The organism is Rhodoferax sp. GW821-FHT07G04 (genome assembly GCF_059418585.1).
In genome coordinates, this window is record NZ_JBWKQD010000002.1 from 776,725 (window position 1) to 797,311 (window position 20,587).

Sequence of the window (20,587 nt, forward strand, 5' to 3'; positions counted from 1 at the left end):
CATGATCACCCTCTACCACTGCGTCAGCGCCCGCTCCTTTCGCCCCCTGTGGCTATTGGAGGAACTGGGGCTGCCTTACGAGCTGAAAATGCTGCCCTTCCCGCCCCGTGCGCTGGCGAAGGCCTACCTGCAAGAAAACCCGCTGGGCACGGTGCCGCTGTTGGTGGAGGGCGAGACCCGCATGACCGAGTCCGCCGCCATCTGCGAATACCTGGCCACGCGGCACAGCCCCGGAAATCTGAATGTGGCGATGGACGAACCCGCCTACGGCACCTACCTGAACTGGCTGCACATGAGCGACGCCACGCTGACCTTCCCGCAAACCCTGGTACTGCGCTACACCCACTTCGAACCCGCCGAACGCAAGCAGCCCCAGGTGGCCGAAGACTACAGTCGCTGGTTCTTGGCCCGGCTGCGCGCCGTCGACGCAGTCGTGCAACAGCAAGACCACCTCTGCGCAGGGCGTTTCACCGCTGCCGATATCGCAGTCGCCTATGCACTGATGCTGGCCAACCACCTGGGCCTGAGCGCCCAGTTCACCCCCGCGGTGGCGGCCTACTGGGCGCGCCTGCAGGCCCGGCCTGCGTTCCAGCGGGCACTGGCGGTGCAGCACCAAGCCGCGCTGGACCAGGGTGTGCCCACGACACCCGCGCCTGACATCCGGCCCTGAACCGGACGTAGCGCGCGAATGCTCTGTATTTAATAGCGCATTACGTAATATTGACGGTGGCTAGCGGTTAAATTTCCAAATACCACGTCAGGAAGCGGTGCTCTCCACCAACTGCGTTCGCTCGGGCTTGATGCGCACCGCCCATAGCACACCCACCAGCAGCAGCACGATGCCCGCAATGGTCAGCGGCTGGGGCCACTGGCCGCGCAGCAGGTAGGCATAGGTCAGCGCCGACAGCGTTTCAAACACGATCAACTGGCCCACCAGCGCCGTGGGCAGGCGCTGGCTGGCCTCGTTCCAGCAGCGCGTGCCCAGCCACGAGGCAAACAGGCCAATCGCCAGCATCAAGCCCACAAAGACCCAAGGCCGGGGACCGAAAGGCATGGGGAAGCTGTCCTGTGTTGCTGCGGACCAGCCCCAGAAAGCCACGTACCCCACCAGCGCCAAAGGCAGTGTGGCCAAGCCCTGCGCCGTGGCCCAGGCGCGGGGCTTGCGCCCGGGATGGTCGCGCAGCCAGTCGGCATTGCGCAGCGGGTACCAGGTCCAGCAGGCAACCGCACCAACTCCCAACAGGGCGCCGCTGGCATAACGTGCGTAGTCGGCGGCGGGCTCGGCGGCCAAGGCCGCCAGCTCGACCTGGTTCACGCAGGCAATGCCCGCCAGCATCACGGCCAGGCAAGGCGCCAGGCGCGCCCAGGGCAGACGGCCGTCGCGCTGGTGGTTGCGTAGGTTGGCGCAGATGGCAATCACCACCGGCAAGGTGCCGATCAGCATGGTGGGCAACGGACCGCCGGCGCGCTGGATGGCGCTGGCCAGGCACAGGTAGTACAGCACATTGCCGATGGCGGCGAGCTTGAGCGCCTCCAGCCAATCGGAGCGGGTCATGCGCCGCAATTCCGCACGGTCCAGCCACGCCAACGGGAGTGCGATCAAGCCAAAAGCCAGGTAGCGGCCGCAGACCTGCAGCGCGGCCGGGTATTCCGGCACGATCAGAGGCCCGACAAACACCAAACCCCACATCACCCCCGCCGCCAGCGCAAACGCAACACCTGCCAACATGAACAACCGCCCCTCTTTCTACATTTCTATGTAAGGCTGGCAGTGTCGCGCCAAAAGGATGGGCGCGTCTTGTACGAGATTGCTGCAAGAGCAAAGGAGTAGTCTGGGCGGCGGGGCGTTCTGCGCAGGTAAAGGGGGAGCCCGCGCAGCGGGCGGAGGACACGGAGCAGAACGCTCCGCCGCCCAGACTACGGAGCAACTTGGCGCTGGTAGCGCGCGGGAGATACGCCATAACGGCGGCCAAAGGCGCGTGTCAGGTGGGCCTGGTCCGTCAGCCCCGCCATGGCCGCCACCTGCGCGGGCGCCATGCCCTGGGCCAGCCACTGCTTGGCCGCATACAGGCGCCGCGCCATCAGCATCTGGTGCGGTGTCACGTGGTATTGCACCTGGAATTGGCGCAAGAAATGGAAGGAGCTCAAGCCCGCCACGGCAGCCAGGTCCTCCAGCACGATGCGGTCACCCAGATGGGCCTGCATGTAGTCCAGCACCTCGGTAAAGCGTCGCACCGGCCGCTGCGGTGCGCCGGGCTGCTGGCGGGCCAGCGGGCGCACGCCGGCGACCAATTGGGCCAGCAGGCTGTCGAAGGCCAGCGGGTCATCGGGGGTCTGCCACAGCGCCTCCAGCAGGCGCGCCAGATGCTGGGCGCGGGGCCGGTCACGTTCGACGACGGCCTCGTCAAACCACCAGCCCGGCTCGCCAGCGATGTCGGCCAGCACCGTGGGCTCGATGTAGATCATGCGGTAGCGCCAACCGCCGGCCGTCTCGGCGCGCCCGGTGTGCAGCACGTCGGGGTGCATCAGCACGATGGAATCGGGCGGAGCCAGGTGGTCGCTGCCTTTGTAGCGGAAGCGCTCCACGCCCTGCTCGATGACACCAAAGCCATAGGCGTCGTGGGTGTGTGGCTCGAAAGCATGGCGCACGATGTGCGCCCGGTACAGCTCGACCCCCGCGCGCCCACCCGCCGCCACGCGAAACTCGGCGCGGTCGCTGGGGAATTCGAAGTGTTCGGGAACGGCTTGCATGGTGTGTCTGGATATTAACCAAACGCGGGGTGTGGCGTGCGCTCTGCCCCAGTCGAATCAAGCAATGCTTCACATTTGATAGCGAAATAGGTATATCCAACGAGGGCTAGCGGCCATTTTTATGTGTAACGCCGTCATCGGCATACCAAACAACCCCAATTTAGGTATATACACGCCTTTTCGGGGCCTGCCAACACTCCGGCGCGTCAGGCGCGGGGCACCGCGCCCGGGCCCACCGTGCCAACCCGCGCCAGCGTGGCCCGCACACCCGCCAGGGATTGCAGGCGTTCACGCAGGTAGTCGGCCAGCCGCGTTTGCTGGCTGAAGGCGACATTGAAGCGAATGTGCGCATCGTTGGGGTTGTCGGCGCTAAAGGTGGCGCCGCGCACCAGCAGTATCTTGTTACGGTAGGCGTCTTGCACCAGCAGGTTCAGGTCCACATGGTCCGGCACAGATGCCCACAGGAACAGGCCGCCTTCGCCAGGATGGTCCAGCACCAGGCCGGCATCGGTCAACTGGCGCGCGCTGGCATGGCGGGCAGCCAGCAGCTTGGCGTTCAGGCGGTCCAGGTGCTTGCGCCAGCGACCGGCGGCCAAGATTTCCAACATCACGTTTTCGTTCAGCGCCGGTGTTGTCAGTACCGAATAAATTTTTTCACGCATCAGCGCCTTCAGCAGCGAGTGGTCGGCCGCCATATAGCCCACGCGCAGTGCCGGGCTGAGTGCCTTGCAGAAGCTCGAGTAGTAGATGACGCGGTCCAATCCCGCCAGGCTGGCCAGCCGCATGGCGTGGCCGGGGTGGAAGTGACCATGTACATCGTCTTCGGCGATCAAGAAACCATACTGCTGCGCCAGCACCAGCACCTTGTGCAGGTTGGCGGCCGAGCTGCTCCAGCCCGTGGGGTTGTGCAGCACGGTCTGGATGAAGAGCAGGCGTGGCCGGTGCTCGCTGCAGGCGGCCTCCAATTGCTCCAGGTCCAAGCCATCGGGGCGGCGCGCAATGGAGACGATGCGCACACCGTCCTTGCGCAGCCGGTCGAACATCAAGAAGTAGCCAGGGTCTTCCACCAGCACCGTGTCGCCGGGTTGCAAGAAGGCGCGGCAGATCAGGTCGATGGCGTGCGTGCCGCCGTAGGTGGTGAGGATGCGCCCGGCATCCACGGCAATGCCCACGCCGCGGATAACCATGGCAATGCGTTCGCGCAGCTCGGGCAGGCCTTGCGGCGGGCAGCGCGAGGCCATGCCGGCGGTGGCGCGGGCCAGGCCGCGCTGCACGGCGGCTGCGGGCACAGCGTCCTCCAGCCACGCAGGCGGCAGCGCACCGCTGCTGGCCAAGAGCACGCCGGCCCGCTGGTCGTTGGCTTGCTGGGCCAGCCACACGCCCTCTTGTTCCTCACCGGCCTCCAATGCCGCGGCATCGGGCAACGCACTGCGGCGTGTCTCGCAAACAAAGTAGCCGGCGGTGCCGCGTGATTCAATCAAGCCCAAGGCCATCAAGCGGTCATAGGCGGTGACCACGGTGTTGGGGCTGACTGCCAACTGCGCAGCCAATTGGCGTATCGACGGCAGCCGCGCAGCGCAGGGCAGTTGGCCGGCCGCGATCAGCTCGCGCAGGCGCAGCTCAATCTGGTCGGCCAGTGCGGTTGGGGCGTTGCGGTCAAGGGAAAACACACGCCAAGGTTACAGCAGAAAGCTGACCGCCAGCACCACCAACATGGCCCCCATGGTCAGGTTGAAAATGCGCCGTTTGAAGGGGTCCGTCAGCAGGCGACGAATGGCCACGCCAAACAGGGCCCACATGGACGCGCTGGGGAAGCCGATGACCAGCCCTACCACGGCCACCAGCAGCGCCCCCACTGGAGCGCTCAGACCCACGGGCATGAAGACGGAGGCCAGCGTGATCGCCTTCACCCAGCTCTTGGGATTGACGGCCTGGAATAGTGCGGCCTGGGTAAAGCTCAGCGGCTTGGTCTCGCGCGCCTCGCCCAGGGAACTGGCGCTCAACTTCCAGGCCAGGAAGACCAGGTACAGCGCCCCGGTCACCCGCAGAATCTGGTGCAGAACCGGGAAGGCCACGAACAGGCTGCCCAGCCCCAGGCAGGTGATGAAGGTCTGCACCGCCACACCGCTGTTGGTGCCAAAGATTTGCGGCAGCGCGCGACGGTAGCCAAACATGGCGCCCGAGGTGGCGAGCATCACATTGTTCGGCCCCGGTGTGCTGGACATCACAAAGCAGTAGGTCATCAACGGCAGTAAATCGGTCCACATTTGGCACAGGCTCCTTGGTCAATGGCTTGACTGTAGGAGGCGAAGCGCTTGCCGCCAAGGCACAGATGGGGGTGGATGGAATGCGTTGTATCAGTGGGGTGACATGTACAGTTGCTTATCGAACGCGGATGGCAATTCTGCTCGCGCCTACATTGAGGAGCGTGACCACGACACAACATGCGCCACTAATTGGCAAGTTCAACTGATCAATGCCCATAGAATCAATCCGCGCAATTTGCATAGGGATGGGTTCATGCGATTGCGTTCACAACTCCAAATACACAAAGATGAAGTCGAAACTGAACATATTTGCATCTGCAATTTTGCTCGTATGCGTTAGCCAAGCACAAGCAACCTCTTATACCTTCACGGACCTAGCTGCGCCTGGCGGGAGAAGTAGTTTTGCGCGTGGAATCAACAGTGTTGGCCAAGTTGCCGGATATTCCAGCATTGCAGGCCAGACCGACCATGCGACCGTATGGAGCAATAGAACTGCCATCGACCTGGGAGCACCTTTTTTAGCAAACAGCAATGCCACGAGTATCAACAATGCTGGCCAAGTGGCGGGGACGTCCTTGTTCACCCCACCTAGTCAGTGGCATGCCACCGTATGGAACGCCAACGGTCGAACCGACCTTGGCACGCTAAGCACTTCCACTGAGATGTATGGACCCAGCAGCTACGCCTCAAGTATCAATAGTGCGGGGCAAGTCGTCGGCTATTCCGCCACCACGGATCATCTCTGGCACGCTGCGCTTTGGAGCGGCAACACCGCTACCGATCTTGGCACACTGGGTGGTGCATATAGCCAAGCGTATGACATTAACGACAAGGGGCAAATTGCAGGATTCGCCACTACCGCTGGCAATGTCAGAGGACGCGCTACGCTTTGGAGCGAAGGTACCGCTATTGATTTGGGTACGGTGGGTGGAAGCAATAGTTCCGCCCACTCCATCAATGACATTGGGCAGGTGGTGGGAGACTCTCAAATATTCGGCGATCTGGGTTTTCACGCTACGCTTTGGAGTGCTGGAACGGCAATAGACCTTGGTACGCTGGGTGGTGGCTACAGCACAGCCTACGCTATCAACAATGCGGGACAAGTGGTTGGCGACGCCGCCACCTTCGGCTACGGTGGAGGAATGCGCGCCACATTGTGGAATGGCCACACGGCAACTGACCTCAACAGCTTTTTGTCTCTCAGTGACGTCGAAGCAGGTTGGGTCCTTGTCAGTGCCAGGGATATCAATGACTCTGGCTTGATCGTAGGCGATGCAAAGAACATGCATACTGGAGTAACACACGGTTTTCTGTTATCCCCTACTGCAGCGGTTCCGGAGCCGGCAACATACGCGATGATGCTGGTTGGCCTGGGGCTAATGGGTGAGATAGCACGCCGCCGCAGGGCTAAGCAACGCAGCAATAACCAACGGATTTAGCCTAGACCGAGAACTACAGGAGCTTGTCTCTCTGTTCTTTGTAACTAAAGCACCGGAGCCGAGCCTACAAGCGCGGCGTAGCCCGCTCAATAATCGCCGCGCAATCCAGCCCTCGGGGCATCGCGCCAAAGGTGAGTCCGCTGCTGTGCTCACCCAGGCGCGAGGCGCAGAAGGCATCGGCCACGGCGTGGTTGCCAAAGCGCACCAGTAGCGAGCCCTGCAAGGCCAGTGCCATTTTTTCGACGACGCTGCGTGCGCGGTACTCGATGGCGGAAGGGTCCAGCAATTCGCTGCCCAGGCGGGCCACGTACTGGTCCAGGCGGCGGTCGGTGCCGGCGGCGAGTTGCACTTCGTCCATGTAGGCGTCGACCGAGCCGGGGTTGCGGCCCATGGCGCGCAGCATGTCCAGGCACTGCACATTGCCGCTGCCTTCCCAGATGGAGTTGACCGGGGATTCGCGGAACAGGCGGGGCATGATGCAGTCTTCCATGACGCCGCTGCCGCCTATGCATTCCATGGCTTCGTAAGCGTGGGCTGGTGTGCGTTTGCAGATCCAGTATTTGCCGACCGCGGTGCCTACGCGTACCAGCATTTTTTCGTGCTCGCTGGTCTCGCCTGCGTCCAGCGCCTTGGCGATGCGCATGGTCATGGCCAGTGCGGCTTCATTTTCCACCACCAGATCGGCCAGCACGTTTTGCATCAGCGGCTGCTCGGCCAGACGCTTGCCAAAGGCTGAGCGATGGCTGCAATGGTGCAAAGCCTGGGCCACGGCCTGGCGCATGCCGGCGCTGGACCCTACCATGCAGTCAAAGCGTGTCATCGTGACCATCTTCAAAATGGTGACGATGCCGCGACCCTCGCCGCCCACCATCTGCGCATAGGCGCCGCGCAGCTCGGTCTCGCAGGATGCATTGGCCACATTGCCCATCTTGTTCTTCAGGCGCTGGATCTGCATGGGGTTCTTGCGGCCGTCGGCCTGCCAACGCGGTAGCCAGAAGCAGGACAGGCCATCGGGCGCCTGGGCCAGCACTAGGAAGGCGTCGCTCATGGGCGCCGACACGAAATACTTGTGGCCGACCAGTGCATAGGTCTGGCCCGGTCCGCTGGCGCCCAAAGCGTGGGCGCGCAGCGTGTTGGCACGCACGTCCGAGCCGCCCTGTTTTTCGGTCATGGCCATGCCCACGGTGATGGCGGACTTCTGCTCCATGGGGATGTTGCGGTGGTCGTATTGCAGGGCCGTGATCTTGGGCAGCCATTGGGCCGCCAGGTCGGGCTGCTCTTGCAACGCGGGCACGACGGCCGACGTCATCGTCACCGGGCAGCCATGCGCCGCTTCGACCTGGTTTTGCAGGTAGCACATGGCAGCGCGGGCCACATGGGCGCCGCTTTGGGGCATGCGCCAGTGCGCGGCGTGCAGGCCGTGCTCCATGGATATCTGCATCAGCCGGTGGTAGGCCGGGTGGAAGCGCACCTCGTCGACACGGTGGCCATAGTTGTCGTGCGTATAGAGCACCGGCTTGTTTTCGTTGGCCTGAAAGCCCAGCTCAATCAGCTCGCGGCTACCGGTCAGCGCGCCAAAAGCCTGCAGCTCCGGCTCGGCCCAGCCTGCGCCTTCGCGCGCCACGGCCTCGCGCAGGGCGATGTCCTGCTGGTAGGCGTTGTAGTCGCAAAGGGGCGGCGGCTGGTTGGTGACAACATGGGTTTCGGCCAAATGCCCGTAGGCAATGGCAGCGGCGGTGGCTTCGGTCGTGGTTGGCTGCATGCTTGGATTCTCCCTGTGCCACAGCGGGCCGGGCAACTGTGGACTATGGTTAATGAAACCTGTGAATTCAAATTCACATATTCCCAAAAGTACACCACAACGCCAGGCCAACGTCAATCCGCTGGTGCACAGACCGGGGCCTGCCACCACGGTTGCGCTACAGTGGCACCTGTTCACCAATCCTGCAGGCTCCCCCACCCATGGCTTACCGGCCCACTGAAAAAACCGAGGCACGCAAAGCCGAAATCCGACAAAGGCTGCTGGACGCCGCATTAGCCCTGGTCAGCGAGGGCGGCTTTGCCGCATTGACGGTGGTGGCTGTAGCGGCCAGGGCTGGCATCGCCACCGGGGCTGTCTACAAGCACTTCGAGTCCAAGGCGCATTTGTGCGCCGAGGTCTTTGGTATCGCCACCGAAAAAGAAGTGGCCATGGTGCGCGCCATGGCTTCAGGCCCCGGCACGCCGAGCGAGCGCCTGCTGCACACGGTGCAAGCCTTTGCACTGCGCGCCCTGCGCAACCCACGGCTGGCCTTTGCACTGATCGCCGAACCCGTGGACGCGTTGGTGGATGCCCAGCGTCTGCGCTACCGCCAGGCCTATGCCACTGTGTTTGTGGATTTAGTAGCAGAAGGTGTTGCCAACGGCGCATTTGCACCCCAATTGCCCACCGTCAGCGCGGCTGCGCTGGTGGGGGTGATTGCCGAATCCATGGTGGGGCCGCTGTCGTGGACGGCGTCAGACAAGCCGGACTTACCGGCCGAAGAATTGATTTCCGCCATCCAGGCCTTTTGCCTGCGGGCCGTATCGGCCTCTGGAGCGAAGGCTTAGGTTTTCGAAGCGGCCCTTCGGGCCTTTTGGGCCTCCAGTGTCTCGGTGGGACCGCCCTGCTTGACCCACTCGGTATAACCGCCCTCGATGTGCGCCACATTGGTCATGCCCATGTCCTGCAAGGTCTTGGTCGTCAGCGCACTGCGCCACCCGGCACCGCAAAACAGGATGTATTCCTTGCTCTCGTCGCCCAGGATGGGCTTGAAATAGGGCGAGGCCGGGTCCACCCAAAACTCCAGCATGCCGCGCGGAGCATGGAAGGCCCCGACCACCGTGCCGTCGGCCAGTTCGCGAATATCGCGGATATCGACCAACTGGGTCTTGGGGTCGTTCAGCCGGGGCAAGACGTCGGCCACCGTATACGTGCGGATATGCGCCATGGCCTGGTCCACCAGTTGGCGTGACGATGTCGTAATGGGCATATTTATTGCTCTCCTCTGCTCGGGGTTAGCCCCATTGTTGCCGCTTGGCTTTGCCGTGATACTAACCGGGCGCATTTTTTTGCACCCTGCGCCAGAGTTATTTTTCCAGAACAGGACATGCGTTGTTCCCTCCACCCGTTTTCTTTGTAACCCCCCAGACGGGTGCGCCCGCGGCAGATATGCCCGCGGTAATGCGCCTGGGCATGTGTGCGGCCTTGGTCTGCACGGCGTTCGTCGCCACGCCCCTATGGGCGCAAACACCAGCGGCACCTGCGAACAGCACGACCAACAACCGCACCGAAGACCCTGCCTACAGCGTGTTCCGCTGGATCAAGATCCAGGGCGATGCCCAGCGCAAACCCACGGCGGATGCACCCAAGCCCAAGCCCGCAGCGCCAGCCGCTGCCCCGGTACGCAAACCCGACGCCCAGGCCACAACGACAGCCCCAGCTGGCACCACCGAGCGCCCGCAACAGGCTAGCACACCAGCAGCCACTGCGCCTGCAGAGGCAGCAGCACCCCAGCCAGCACCTGCCGGTAACAACAATGTGACCCCCGTGGCCAGTGCCCCTGTGGCCGCTGTCACCGCCGCCGCGCCGGCGCCCGCACCGGTTGCCGAAACCAGCGAGGAGTTGGATGCCGATCTGAAAATCATTTCCCAAGCCCAACCTGAATTCCCACGGGACCTGCGCACCGTGATTTCGCATGGCAAAGTGGTCGTCAGCTTTACGGTGCAGACCGACGGCACCGTGGCCGAACCCACCGTAGTCAGTTACACCAACCGCAAGCTGGGCAAGCCGGCAACCGATGCCGTTGCCAAGTGGGTGTTTGAGCCCGTGCGCATTCCGCGCACCGTGCAGGTGGAAATCGCATTCAACGCACAATAGCCCCCCGTATTGTTTGCTGATCTTCCCGCACCAGGACATGTTGCCGACTTCCACTTCCGCTCCCCTCCATTCCGGTGGCAACTCGCCGCGCCATCTGGCCACCGCAGCGTTGGCTTGGAGCATCGCTGGCTGCATCGCCCTCGCTGCATGGCCCGCGTTGGCGCAAACCGCGGCCAGCACCGACAAGGCTCAGGAGCGTTCGCAACAGCAGTCGGACAACGTCTACAAGTGGATCAAGTACTTTGCCGAGCAGCCCAAAAAGGTCGACCCGGCCAAGGCGCGCCCCAAGGCCGAACAGCCACCGCCGCTGGTCGTCAAGAAGCCCGACGCCAACAAGCCGCCTGCGGAATCAAGCCCAGCGCCCGCCATGGCCGACGCGGCACCTGCGGCTGCCCTGCCCGGCACAGACACACAACAACAGCAGCAGCCAGCACCGCCAGTTGTCGCCGTGGCGGCGCCCGCAACGCCAGAGCCTGAGATTGCAGCGGAGACCGCCAAGCCCTTGCGCCCCGTCTTTGTCGTGGAGCCGACTATTCCGCGGGAAATGCGCGATGAGGTCTTTAACGCCAAGGTGCAGTTGGGCTTCACCGTGCAGCGGGACGGAACCGTGGCGACCCCAACCGTGCTTGCCGGCAGTGACCGCCGACTGAACCGGTCTGCGATGCAGGCCATTGCCCAATGGCGGTTCGAGCCCCTGCTGGCCGACCGCACGACGCAAATCGAATTCGAGTTCCGGCAAGAGTAAGGTGTTGCCCCCACGCTCCGCCGCTACGCGGGTCGCTGCCCCGGCGCTCAGCCCGCCAGCGACCTTTGGATGATGATCTTCTGCACGTCTGACGTGCCTTCATAAATCTGGCAGACACGCACATCTCGGTAGATGCGTTCCAGCGGAAAGTCGCTGACGTAGCCATAGCCGCCCAGCGTCTGGATGGCGGCACTGCAAACGCGCTCGGCCATCTCGCTGGCGAACAGCTTGGCCATGGCAGCCTCTTTCAAACAAGGACGGCCCGCGTCACGCAATGAAGCCGCGTGCCAGATCAATTGGCGTGCTGCTTCAATCTGTGTCGCGCACTCGGCCAGGCGGAAACCCACGGCCTGGTGGTTGAAGATGGGTTGGCCAAAGCTCTGGCGATCCTTGGCATAGGCCACGGCCACATCCAGCGCGCTGCGGGCCATGCCGACGCTCTGGGCCGCGATGCCGATGCGCCCGCCTTCCAAGCCGCCCAGCGCAATGCCATAACCCTCGCCTTCCTTGCCGATCAGGTTCTCGGCCGGGATGCGGCAGTTGTCGAAATTGATCTGCGCCGTGTCGCTGGAATGCTGGCCCAGCTTGTCTTCGATGCGAGCCACCACGTAGCCCGGTGCATTGGTGGGTACCAGGAAGGCGCTCATGCCCCGCTTGCCGGCGCCCTTGTCAGTAACGGCGATAACGATGGCCACATCGCCATTCTTGCCACTGGTGATGAATTGCTTGACGCCATTGATGACGTATTCATCACCCTCACGCACCGCCGTGGTCCGCAGGCTGGATGCGTCGCTGCCCACATGCGGCTCGGTCAGGCAGAAGGCGCCCAGCATCTGGCCATGGGCCAAGGGCACCAGCCACTTCTGTTTTTGCGCCTCGGTGGCGTACTTCATCAGGATCGCATTGACCGGGCAGTTGGTCACGCTGATGACCGTGCTGGTGCCGCCGTCGCCGGCCGCAATTTCTTCCAGCACCAGGGCCAGCGTGACGTAGTCCAGGTTGGCGCCGCCATAGGTTTCTGGCACACAAATGCCATAGGCGCCCAGTGCAGCCAGGCCCTGGTGGGCGGCCTTGGGGAAGTGGTGTTCCTTGTCCCACTTCGCGGCGTTGGGCCACAGCTCGGCCTGGGCAAAATCGCGGACGGCATCGCGCACCATCTCCTGGTCTTGGGTCAACAACATCTGAAAAGTCTCCTCGGGTTTTATGTTTCGTGTTCTACCAGCCCGCCTTGGGCTTGCCGTCTATACCAAAGAAGCGGCCGCTGTCGGCAGGCTTCAGTTGGGCCAGCGTACGGCGCATGGCGGCCACGCTGTCCTGCACGGTCAGGGGGGCACCGCTGCCGCCCATATCGGTCTGCACCCAGCCGGGTGACAGCGCCGTAAAAATGGCTTGTGGGTAATCGTGCCGGGCCGAGGCCACGGCCATGTTCAACGCGGCCTTGCTGACGCGGTAGGTCCAGCTATAACTGGACGCCACACCGGCGATATGGCCCATGTCGCTGCTGATGAAGCCAAAGCGCCCCTGCGCGGCCTCCACCAAGGGGGCCACCTGGGGAATGGCCTGCATCGCGCCCAGCACATTGGTGCGCATCACCTGGTCAAAGTCGGGCTGCGTGGGCGGTGCATGGGCATCGCCGCGCGACATGACGCCGGCCACATAGACCGCCACGTCGATCTTCTCGCCGTCGAGTTGCCAGGCCAGGCCGCTGATGCTGGCCGGGTTGGCCACATCCAGCTTCAACGCCACCGCGTCCAAGGCCCGCAGGCGCTCCAGCCCCGCGTCATCACGGGCGGTGGCGATGACACGGTCGCCAGCGGCGCGGTACTGCTGCACAAACTCCAGTCCAATGCCGCGGGAGGCACCCATCACAAGAATGTTCATATGAGAAGCAGACCTCTAGCCCTCGTTGAATATGCGCCAATAGCTACCAAATTTATAGCATTTCCAATGCCACCGCCGTTGCCTCGCCACCACCAATACACAGCGTGGCCAGGCCCTTCTTCAGGCCGCGGGCCTGCAGCGCATACATCAGCGTGACCATGATGCGCGCGCCGGATGCGCCGATAGGGTGGCCCAGTGCGCAGGCGCCGCCGTTCACATTGACCTTGTCGTGTGGCACGTTCAGCTCTTTCATCAGCGCCATGGGCACGACGGCAAAAGCTTCGTTCACTTCCCACAGGTCCACGTCGCCCACTTCCCAACCCGCCTTGGCCAGCACCTTTTGGGTAGCGCCAACGGGGGCGGTGGCAAACCACTCGGGCTCCTGCGCGTGGGTGGCATGCGCCACGATGCGGGCCAGCGGCTTGCAGCCCAGCTTGGCAGCGGTGCTTTCCTTCATCATCACCAGAGCTGCGGCGCCGTCGTTGATGGACGAGCTGCTGGCGGCCGTGATGGTGCCGTCTTTCTTGAATGCGGGTTTCAGCGTGGGGATCTTGTCCAGCTTGACCTTGCCGGGGCCTTCGTCAATGGACACGACCACCTCGCCACCACGGCCCTTGACCATGACGGGTGTGATCTCGGCGGCAAACGCGCCAGATTCGGTAGCCGCCTTGGCACGCTGCACGCTGGCGGTGGCAAACGCGTCCTGCTCGGCGCGGGTGAAGCTGTATTTGGCGGCGCAGTCTTCGCCGAATGTGCCCATGGAGCGGCCGGGCTCGTAGGCATCTTCCAGGCCGTCCAGCATCATGTGGTCAAACATGCGGTCGTGGCCGATGCGGTAGCCGCCACGGCCCTTGAGCAGCAGGTAGGGGGCGTTGGTCATGCTCTCCATACCGCCGGCCACCAGCACCTCGTGGCTGCCGGCTTGCAGCATGTCGTGGGCGAACATGGCCGCACGCATGGCCGAGCCGCACATCTTGGACAGCGTGACCGCGCCAGCGCTCTTAGGCAAGCCACCCTTGAAACCGGCCTGGCGTGCGGGCGCCTGACCCTGGCCCGCCATCAGGCAGTTGCCAAACAAAACCTCGGTCACCAATTCGGGCTTGACGCCGGCGCGCTCCACCGCCGCCTTGATGGCCGCGCCACCCAGGTCATGCGCCGCGAGGCTGGAAAAATCACCTTGGAAAGCGCCCATGGGGGTGCGGGCTGCGCCGACGATAACGATGGAATCCGACATGCTGGTTCTCCTGGTTTGCGAAGACGTTGCGGGACAGACTTTAGCGCTGTCCTCAACTGATTAAGGGAAGGCGTCCGAGTTGACGTTTACGTAAACGTCAATTGTGACAGAAAGCAGCGGTCTCCGCGCTAAACTGGCCCGATGCAAAAACCAACCCGATACCTGCGTGCCCGAAAGCCCCTCCTGGCATGCCTGCTCTGGGGTGCTGCCATGCCGGCGTGCCTGGCCCAAGTCGGCATATTGCCGGCAGCCGAGGTCGAACGCCGCAATGCGGCTACGGCCTTTGTCCAGGTGGCAGACGCCAGCCTGCAGGTGCTGCGCCTGGAGTGCGGCACCATGATGCCAACAGAGTCCACCCACGTAGAGACCATCGCCCGTGCCTGGTTTGACCGCAACAAGGACGACATCATCGCGGCCACGGTATGGGCGGACCAATACCTGGCCCAGGCCAAGGCCATCAGTGCCGAGGCACACCAGCGCGTGTCCGCTGCGCTGATGACCTCGGTGGCCAATGGCGTGACCGGCCGCGTCAGGGTTTACTTCAACCGCGAGCAACCCACCCCCGCGAGCTGCAACCGCGCCCTGCTGGGCTACGCAGCCCCCCAAATGGATTTCCAAGCCATGGGCAAGAACCCGGGGTATGAGCAGTTTGGCGAGTTTGGTGCAACCCTGAAGGCATTCCGCTCCACCAACGGCTACACCATCCCCGCGCACATCAACCAGCAGTACCAGGAAAAAAACGCTTACAAGGCTATAGCCAGCCTGGAGGCCGCACAGGCCGCACGCGAGCGCGGTGACGGCGTTACGATGCGCGCGATCTTTGCCCACATGGCCAGCTACCGCGACGGCATCGCCGCGCAGTCCGTGGGCCTGTCTTACCTGAACGGCGAACTCACGCCCAAGGACAACGCGCTGGCCTACCGCTGGTTCTCGGCCGCGTGGGGCCTGGACAACTTTGACGGCTTGAATGCCATGGGCGTGATGCTGCGCGACGGCACGGGCGTCGAGGTCAACACCAACATCGCCTATGGCGCGTTCCTGCTGGCCGTGCAAGGCGCCCGCACCCGGACATCGCTGGATGTGGCCCAGCGCAATGTGGAAAGCCTGCAAGGCAAGATTTCAGCAGACGCCAAAAAGACGCTGGCCTGCATGACGCTGGAAAACTTTGAGACGGCGCTGAAGAAGCCCACCACTGCGCTGCCACAGATCCCCAGTTCCACGCTGGTCCAGGGCCAGCGTAAATTGGGGCAACTGGTGCGTGCGCTGGATAGTGTCAATCTGGCCGAGTGCCCCACTTCATAAGCCCTTCATTCCTCACGCGATCACCGCACTTTTCTTTTTGTCGCCATGCTAGTCACCGTGCGGTTTTTCTTATTGGGCCTCCACTTTCTGGTGGCCGGCGCCATCAACCTGACTTTGGGTCTGCTGCGCCCCTTCAATCCCGACAACAGCCGCATCTTTGGGCGCGTGTATTCGCTGCCGGCGCTGCGCTTCCTGGGTTTGCAGACCGAGCTGCAGGTGGATGAACTGCGCAGGCTGAGCAGTCCCTGTGTCATCGTCGTCAACCACCAATCCAACTTTGATCTCTACGTCCTGGGCAGTGTGGTGCCGCGCCGCACCGTGACCATCGGCAAGACCAGCCTGCGCTGGATTCCCATCTTTGGCCAAATCTACTGGCTGGCCGGCAATGTGCTGATCGAGCGCGGCAACGCCATCAAGGCCAAGGCCGCGATGCTGAAAACCACCGACACGCTGCTGCACAAAGACACGTCCATCTGGGTCTTCCCCGAAGGCACGCGCAACCTGGGCCAAGGCCTGCTGCCGTTCAAGAAGGGCGCGTTCCAGATGGCCATCACCGCCGGTGTGCCCATCGTGCCCATCTGCTGCAGCAACTACAAGCGCACGATGCGGTTGAACCGTTGGCACAGCGGCCCGCTGCGCATACGCGCCCTGCCGCCCATGCCGACGACGGGGATGACGCTGGACGATATGCCGGCGCTGATGGAGCGTTGCAGGGAACAGATGGTGGCGTGCATTGACGCACTGGATGCGCCAGACAGCGTGCGAGGCGACACCAATCGCCCGCCTGGACTTGCCGGATAATCTTCACGGTCGATCCGCCGCACCTGTCACATCAGCGGCACATCACCGGTACCAGGGCTCACACCAACGCAGGGGGATTTGCGCATGTCCGAAGAGTTGACGATCCAGTACAAGCAGGCGGCCATCACGCCCTTCTGGCACAAGTTGCCGTTCTTCTTTCTGTTTCCGTTTCGCTTCGGCCCCCTGATCTTCATGGCCTGCATCGTTGTGGCGAGCGCGGTCGCAGGCTTTGTACTGGGCGGCTTCGGACTGGTCTTCAAGGGGTTTCTGGTCTATCTGGGACTGCGCTATGCCTTCAATGTGCTGGAGTTGTTTGCCAAGGGCCGGTTTGAAGGGCATTCGGTCGACCACTCCCTGTGGGGGCCGGAAAAACGCCCCGCCAAGCTGGGCCTGGTGATCGCGCTCTTCATTACGGTGGGCATCAACCTGGGCAATAGTGCGCTGGACGCACGTATCGCCAAAAACACCGCTGTGCAGGACCGTGTTCTGGAACGCTACAAGGCCGCCCATGCCCAGGAAATAGAGGCTCGTCGCCTGGAGCAGGAAGAGTACGACAGACACATGAGCAGCATCGCGCGTGCTCCGGTCGGCGGTCAAAGCGCCCCACCCTCCACCGACGGCGATGACGACGGCCCGCAAGAGGCGGGCCAAGCCGCGGCGCTGCCACCGCTGCCCAGCGCCCTGCCGGAGGTTGCCAGACCCGATAGCGGCCCCAGCCGTGCCGAGATGCTGGAAGCGGGCAAACCCAGCTTCACCGACCCGCTGTGGTTCAAGCTCCAGCCCGCGTGGTACTGGGGTGTCATGGTCCTGCTGAGCCTGATGCTGCCGTCGGCCGCCATCGTCATCGCGCTGGAGGACAAATTCTTCAAAGCCCTGAACCCTGCGCTGGTCTTCTATTTCATCCAATCCATAGGCAGCGCCTACTTTGCGTTGTGGGCCTTCTTCCTGTCCATTGCCGGTGCTCGCCAACTGGCCATGTCGGCTGGCCAGAATTGGCCGATGGGACTGGGCTTTCCGCTGGAGATGGCCTTGGCAACCTATCTGGGTCTGGTGCTGTTTGCGATGATGGGCTACACCCTGTACCAGTTCCACCAGGAGCTCAACCTGGATGTGGAAGTCGACTTTGACGACCACCGCCAAGCAGGCGGCGCCAAGGCCATCGCCCGCGCGGGCTCTGCCAATGTGGCCATCCACGGTGTGGCCCCGGCCGATCCCTTCGAACGCAAAATCCATGCACTGCTCAAAGAGGGCAACGTCAAGGAAGCGATTGCCGAGGTCAAGGACCACATGCGCTACGACCGCTACGACCCCGCGCTCAACACACGCTTACATGCCTTGTATGTGCAGCAAGGTGACCCTGCAGCCACCACCGCCCATGGTCAACAGTGGTTGACGGCATTGGTGCGCGCCCAGCAGGGCAAGCAAGCGGTGGTGGCCTTGGGCAAGCTGCTGGCCATTGACCCCGAGTTTGTGGTCGCCGACGGTGATGTGGTGTTGCCCACCGCACAAGCAGCGCTGGACATGCGCGAGGCAGCCCTGGCCGTCAAGCTACTGAAGGGGTTTGACAAGCGCTTCCCCCAGCACCCGGACTTGCCCGCCGTACTGTTCATGGGCGCCAAGCTGATGAGCGAGAAGATGCGCCAACACGACAAGGCCGCGGCCCTCATACGCTCCGTGCTGGGGCGCTTCCCCGACCACGCCATCGCCAGCGAGGCCAAAGCCTATCTGACCGTGCTGGAGACGGTGGCGGCCAAAGCGGCTACGGCGCGGGCGTAGTGAAGGCCGCGCCTACAGCGTAGGCTTGGCCTGCAGCGGCAGCACCGCTCTACTGCGCTGCTGCCCCCGCGCAAACTCCGCCATCAGCGTAGAGCACGCGTCTTCGGGGTCGGCCGCACGGGTGATCGCCGTGATCACCGCCGCGCTGGCCACGCCCTGGGCCGCAACCTCGGCGATATTGCCCGCATCAATACCCGCAATGCCAACCACCGGCACCGGCAGCACGCCGGCCCAGTAGCGCAGGTTGTCCAGCCCCTGGGGAATCCACGGCATGTCCTTGCTCTGTGTTGCGAAGATGGGTCCGCAGGCGATGTAGGACGGGCGCAGGGCCCAGGCGCGGGCCACCTCCCAATAGCTGTGGGTGCTAAGCCCCAGGCGCACGCCGGCCTGGCGCAGGGCACCCAGGTCCACCGTGTCCAGGTCTTCCTGACCCAGGTGCACACCATAGGCGCCCAGGCGCAGTGCGAGCTGCCAGTGGTCGTTGATGAACAGTTGGGCGCCGGGCGTGGCGTTGGCCAGCGCGATGGACTCGCGCACCTGCGCCTCCAGCGTCGGCTCGTGGGGGTCTTTGATGCGCAACTGCACCGTGCGTATACCGGCGGCCAGCACGCGGCGCACCCAGGCGGCACTGTCGACGACGGCATAGACGCCCAGGCGTGGGTCTCTGAGCGTGCGAAAGGCGGGGGGATCTACCGCCTCGCCGCTGCGGCCACTCGCTTGGAGAGCATTGGCATGGGGCGACAGCGCCGGCAGGTTGGCAATCTGCTGCGCAAAGTCCGCTTGTGCGCTAACCGGCCCGGCCCCAGCACCCGCTGCATAGCCGTGCCGCAGCGCGTGGGTGGTGGTCATCTTGGCCAGCACCACGGCATCGGCCACACAGTAGCCGCTGGCCAGCGCAGCAGCGGCCGTGGATGCAAAGGTGCAGCCGGTGCCGTGCTGGTGCGCGGTGTCCATGCGCGGCAGGCTGAGCCAGGCGTTGGCCTGCGGGCTGCTGAGCCAGTCGCTGGCGACGCCCTCGTGCTGCGCGGCATCGCCACCGGTTATGACCACGGCCACGGGCGGGTTGGCACGCTGGGCCAGCGCGCGGGCCATAGCCTCTGCATCGGCGCCGTCAAATCCCGGCTGCAGGGCCGCCAGCAAGCGCTGCGCCTCTGCGCGGTTGGGGGTGACCAGCGTGGCGCGCGGCAGCAGCTCCTGCACATAGGCCTGCACGATGGCGTCGTCGGCAAAGCCCGCGCCGGTGCTGGCACCCAGCACCGGGTCCACAACCAGCGGCACGGCATGGCCCTGGGCGCGCAGGCGGTCCACCCAGCGGCAGACCACGCGAATGTTGTCCACACTGCCCAGCAGGCCGGTCTTGATCGCTGCGGGTGGCATGTCTTGCGCCAGTGCCGCCAATTGGGCGTCCAGCAACTCGGCGCGCACCGGCTCCACCTGCGTCACCACCACCGAGTTTTGCGCGGTGATGGCGGCCACCGCCGTGCAACCATGCACCCCGAATGCCGCCAAGGCCTTCAGATCAGCCTGCAGGCCTGCGCCACCGCCGCTGTCGGACCCGGCAATGCTCCAGACGATGGGCCGTGCCGACTCTTTTCCGCCAGAAGCACCATTGCCAAATGGGGCGCTAGCCCTCGTCGAATCTATGTGATGCGCTTCTGATTTCATAGCAATATGGGGTAACCCGCTACCGGCGTGGATGCTACTGCCATGTCCTGCTTGGCCATGACGCCGGCCTCGTAGGCCAGCCGTCCGGCGCGGATTCCCAAGCCAAACGCGCGCGCCATGCGCACCGGGTTCAGCGCCTTGGCCACGGCGGTATTGAGGAGCACGCCGTCCAGCCCCAGCTCCATGGCCTGCACGGCGTCCGCCGGTGAGCCTATGCCGGCATCCACGATCAGCGGCACACCGGGCAGGCGTGCGCGCAGCGTGCGCAGCGCGCCGGGGTTGACCAGGCCCTGGCCGGAGCCAATGGGCGCGCCCCAGGGCATCAGGATATTGCAGCCCACGTCCAGCAGGCGCTGGCAGCTGACCAGGTCATCGGTGCAGTAGGGGAAGACTTCAAAGCCGTCCTTGACCAGTTGGCGGGCCGCGTCCACTAGTTCGAACGGGTCGGGCTGCAGCGTGTGCGCATCTCCCACCACTTCCAGCTTGACCCAGTGCGTGTCAAACAGCTCGCGCGCCATCTGCGCCAGCGTAATGGCCTCGCGCGCCGTGCGGCAGCCGGCCGTATTGGGCAGCAGGTGGGCGCCGGTGGCCTTGATGGTGCCGAAGAAATCGCCCTCGGCCGCGGCGCTAGCGCCGGCAGCGACCTGGCGGCGCAGCCCCACGGTGACCACCTGCGCGCCCGATGCGGCAATGGCCTGCTGCAGGATGGCGGGCGATGGATAGCCCGCCGTGCCCAGCAGAAAGCGGCTCTGCAGCGTGCGCCCACCCAGGGTCCAGGTATCGGACGGGTTGTAGCCCGGGTTTGTGCTGTTGCTCGTGTCCACAGGA

The 20,587-nt window shown here is 64.0% G+C and carries 19 protein-coding genes; 8 read left to right on the forward strand and 11 right to left on the reverse strand.

Going from position 1 to position 20,587, the window contains the following annotated elements; translation table 11 throughout:
* Position 1: 1 nt before the first annotated feature.
* Positions 2-670, forward strand: coding sequence for a glutathione S-transferase family protein (locus AC07OO_RS12760; RefSeq protein ID WP_495082484.1), 669 nt, complete (start codon positions 2-4; stop codon positions 668-670).
* A gap of 87 nt (positions 671-757) precedes the next feature.
* On the opposite strand, the gene AC07OO_RS12765 is transcribed toward AC07OO_RS12760, so the two are convergent.
* From AC07OO_RS12765 to AC07OO_RS12780, 4 genes are all read right to left on the reverse strand, one after another.
* Positions 758-1,729 (reverse strand): DMT family transporter, encoded by a 972-nt coding sequence (locus AC07OO_RS12765; protein ID WP_495082485.1) that lies wholly within the window; start codon positions 1,727-1,729, stop codon positions 758-760.
* Between the two features lie 188 nt (positions 1,730-1,917).
* Entirely contained in the window at positions 1,918-2,751 is an 834-nt protein-coding gene (locus AC07OO_RS12770) for an AraC family transcriptional regulator (RefSeq protein WP_495082486.1), read from the reverse strand.
* 206 nt (positions 2,752-2,957) lie between these two features.
* Positions 2,958-4,421: an aminotransferase-like domain-containing protein gene (locus AC07OO_RS12775; RefSeq protein ID WP_495082487.1), complete on the reverse strand. Its 1,464-nt coding sequence runs from the start codon at positions 4,419-4,421 to the stop codon at positions 2,958-2,960.
* Positions 4,422-4,430: 9 nt separating this feature from the next.
* Entirely contained in the window at positions 4,431-5,018 is a 588-nt protein-coding gene (locus AC07OO_RS12780) for a LysE family translocator (protein ID WP_495082488.1), read from the reverse strand.
* Positions 5,019-5,305: 287 nt separating this feature from the next.
* On the opposite strand from AC07OO_RS12780, the gene AC07OO_RS12785 reads away from it, so the two are divergent.
* A complete protein-coding gene (locus AC07OO_RS12785; RefSeq protein ID WP_495082489.1) occupies positions 5,306-6,457 on the forward strand; it encodes a PEPxxWA-CTERM sorting domain-containing protein in 1,152 nt (383 codons plus the stop codon).
* A gap of 64 nt (positions 6,458-6,521) precedes the next feature.
* On the opposite strand, the gene AC07OO_RS12790 is transcribed toward AC07OO_RS12785, so the two are convergent.
* Positions 6,522-8,219 (reverse strand): acyl-CoA dehydrogenase family protein, encoded by a 1,698-nt coding sequence (locus AC07OO_RS12790; RefSeq protein ID WP_495082490.1) that lies wholly within the window; start codon positions 8,217-8,219, stop codon positions 6,522-6,524.
* Between the two features lie 200 nt (positions 8,220-8,419).
* On the opposite strand from AC07OO_RS12790, the gene AC07OO_RS12795 reads away from it, so the two are divergent.
* Complete coding sequence (locus tag AC07OO_RS12795) at positions 8,420-9,046, forward strand: TetR family transcriptional regulator (RefSeq protein ID WP_495082491.1); 627 nt, start codon at positions 8,420-8,422, stop codon at positions 9,044-9,046.
* Here AC07OO_RS12795 and AC07OO_RS12800 read toward each other — a convergent pair.
* Positions 9,043-9,468 (reverse strand): rhodanese-like domain-containing protein, encoded by a 426-nt coding sequence (locus AC07OO_RS12800; protein ID WP_495082492.1) that lies wholly within the window; start codon positions 9,466-9,468, stop codon positions 9,043-9,045. The genes AC07OO_RS12795 and AC07OO_RS12800 overlap by 4 nt on opposite strands.
* A 179-nt stretch (positions 9,469-9,647) precedes the next feature.
* Here AC07OO_RS12800 and AC07OO_RS12805 point away from each other — a divergent pair, with 179 nt between their 5' ends.
* Together AC07OO_RS12805 and AC07OO_RS12810 are read left to right on the forward strand one after the other, a co-directional pair.
* Positions 9,648-10,355, forward strand: coding sequence for a TonB family protein (locus AC07OO_RS12805; RefSeq protein ID WP_495082493.1), 708 nt, complete (start codon positions 9,648-9,650; stop codon positions 10,353-10,355).
* A gap of 37 nt (positions 10,356-10,392) precedes the next feature.
* Positions 10,393-11,100 (forward strand): TonB family protein, encoded by a 708-nt coding sequence (locus AC07OO_RS12810; protein ID WP_495082494.1) that lies wholly within the window; start codon positions 10,393-10,395, stop codon positions 11,098-11,100.
* A 47-nt stretch (positions 11,101-11,147) separates the two neighbouring features.
* On the opposite strand, the gene AC07OO_RS12815 is transcribed toward AC07OO_RS12810, so the two are convergent.
* From AC07OO_RS12815 to AC07OO_RS12825, 3 genes are read right to left on the reverse strand one after another with little or no spacing between them, the layout of a single operon-like run.
* Entirely contained in the window at positions 11,148-12,281 is a 1,134-nt protein-coding gene (locus AC07OO_RS12815; RefSeq protein WP_495082495.1) for an acyl-CoA dehydrogenase family protein, read from the reverse strand.
* Between the two features lie 34 nt (positions 12,282-12,315).
* The gene (locus tag AC07OO_RS12820; RefSeq protein ID WP_495082496.1) at positions 12,316-12,981 is read right to left on the reverse strand and encodes an SDR family oxidoreductase; all 666 of its coding nucleotides are present in this window, start codon (positions 12,979-12,981) and stop codon (positions 12,316-12,318) included.
* A 52-nt stretch (positions 12,982-13,033) separates the two neighbouring features.
* Positions 13,034-14,215, reverse strand: coding sequence for an acetyl-CoA C-acyltransferase (locus AC07OO_RS12825; protein WP_495082497.1), 1,182 nt, complete (start codon positions 14,213-14,215; stop codon positions 13,034-13,036).
* Positions 14,216-14,356: 141 nt separating this feature from the next.
* Between AC07OO_RS12825 and AC07OO_RS12830 the strand changes: the two genes are divergently transcribed.
* From AC07OO_RS12830 to AC07OO_RS12840, 3 genes are all read left to right on the forward strand, one after another.
* Positions 14,357-15,517, forward strand: coding sequence for an SEL1-like repeat protein (locus AC07OO_RS12830; protein WP_495082498.1), 1,161 nt, complete (start codon positions 14,357-14,359; stop codon positions 15,515-15,517).
* 45 nt (positions 15,518-15,562) lie between these two features.
* Positions 15,563-16,318, forward strand: coding sequence for a lysophospholipid acyltransferase family protein (locus AC07OO_RS12835; RefSeq protein ID WP_495082499.1), 756 nt, complete (start codon positions 15,563-15,565; stop codon positions 16,316-16,318).
* 84 nt (positions 16,319-16,402) lie between these two features.
* On the forward strand, positions 16,403-18,094 hold the full coding sequence (locus AC07OO_RS12840) for a tetratricopeptide repeat protein (protein ID WP_495082500.1): 1,692 nt from the start codon (positions 16,403-16,405) through the stop codon (positions 18,092-18,094).
* 12 nt (positions 18,095-18,106) lie between these two features.
* Here the strand turns inward: AC07OO_RS12840 and thiD are convergent, their stop codons facing one another.
* Positions 18,107-19,759, reverse strand: coding sequence for a bifunctional hydroxymethylpyrimidine kinase/phosphomethylpyrimidine kinase (thiD, locus tag AC07OO_RS12845; RefSeq protein ID WP_495082501.1), 1,653 nt, complete (start codon positions 19,757-19,759; stop codon positions 18,107-18,109).
* A complete protein-coding gene (locus tag AC07OO_RS12850) occupies positions 19,756-20,583 on the reverse strand; it encodes a thiazole synthase (RefSeq protein WP_495082502.1) in 828 nt (275 codons plus the stop codon). The genes thiD and AC07OO_RS12850 overlap by 4 nt, the downstream gene beginning before the upstream one ends.
* Between the last annotated feature and the right edge of the window lie 4 nt (positions 20,584-20,587).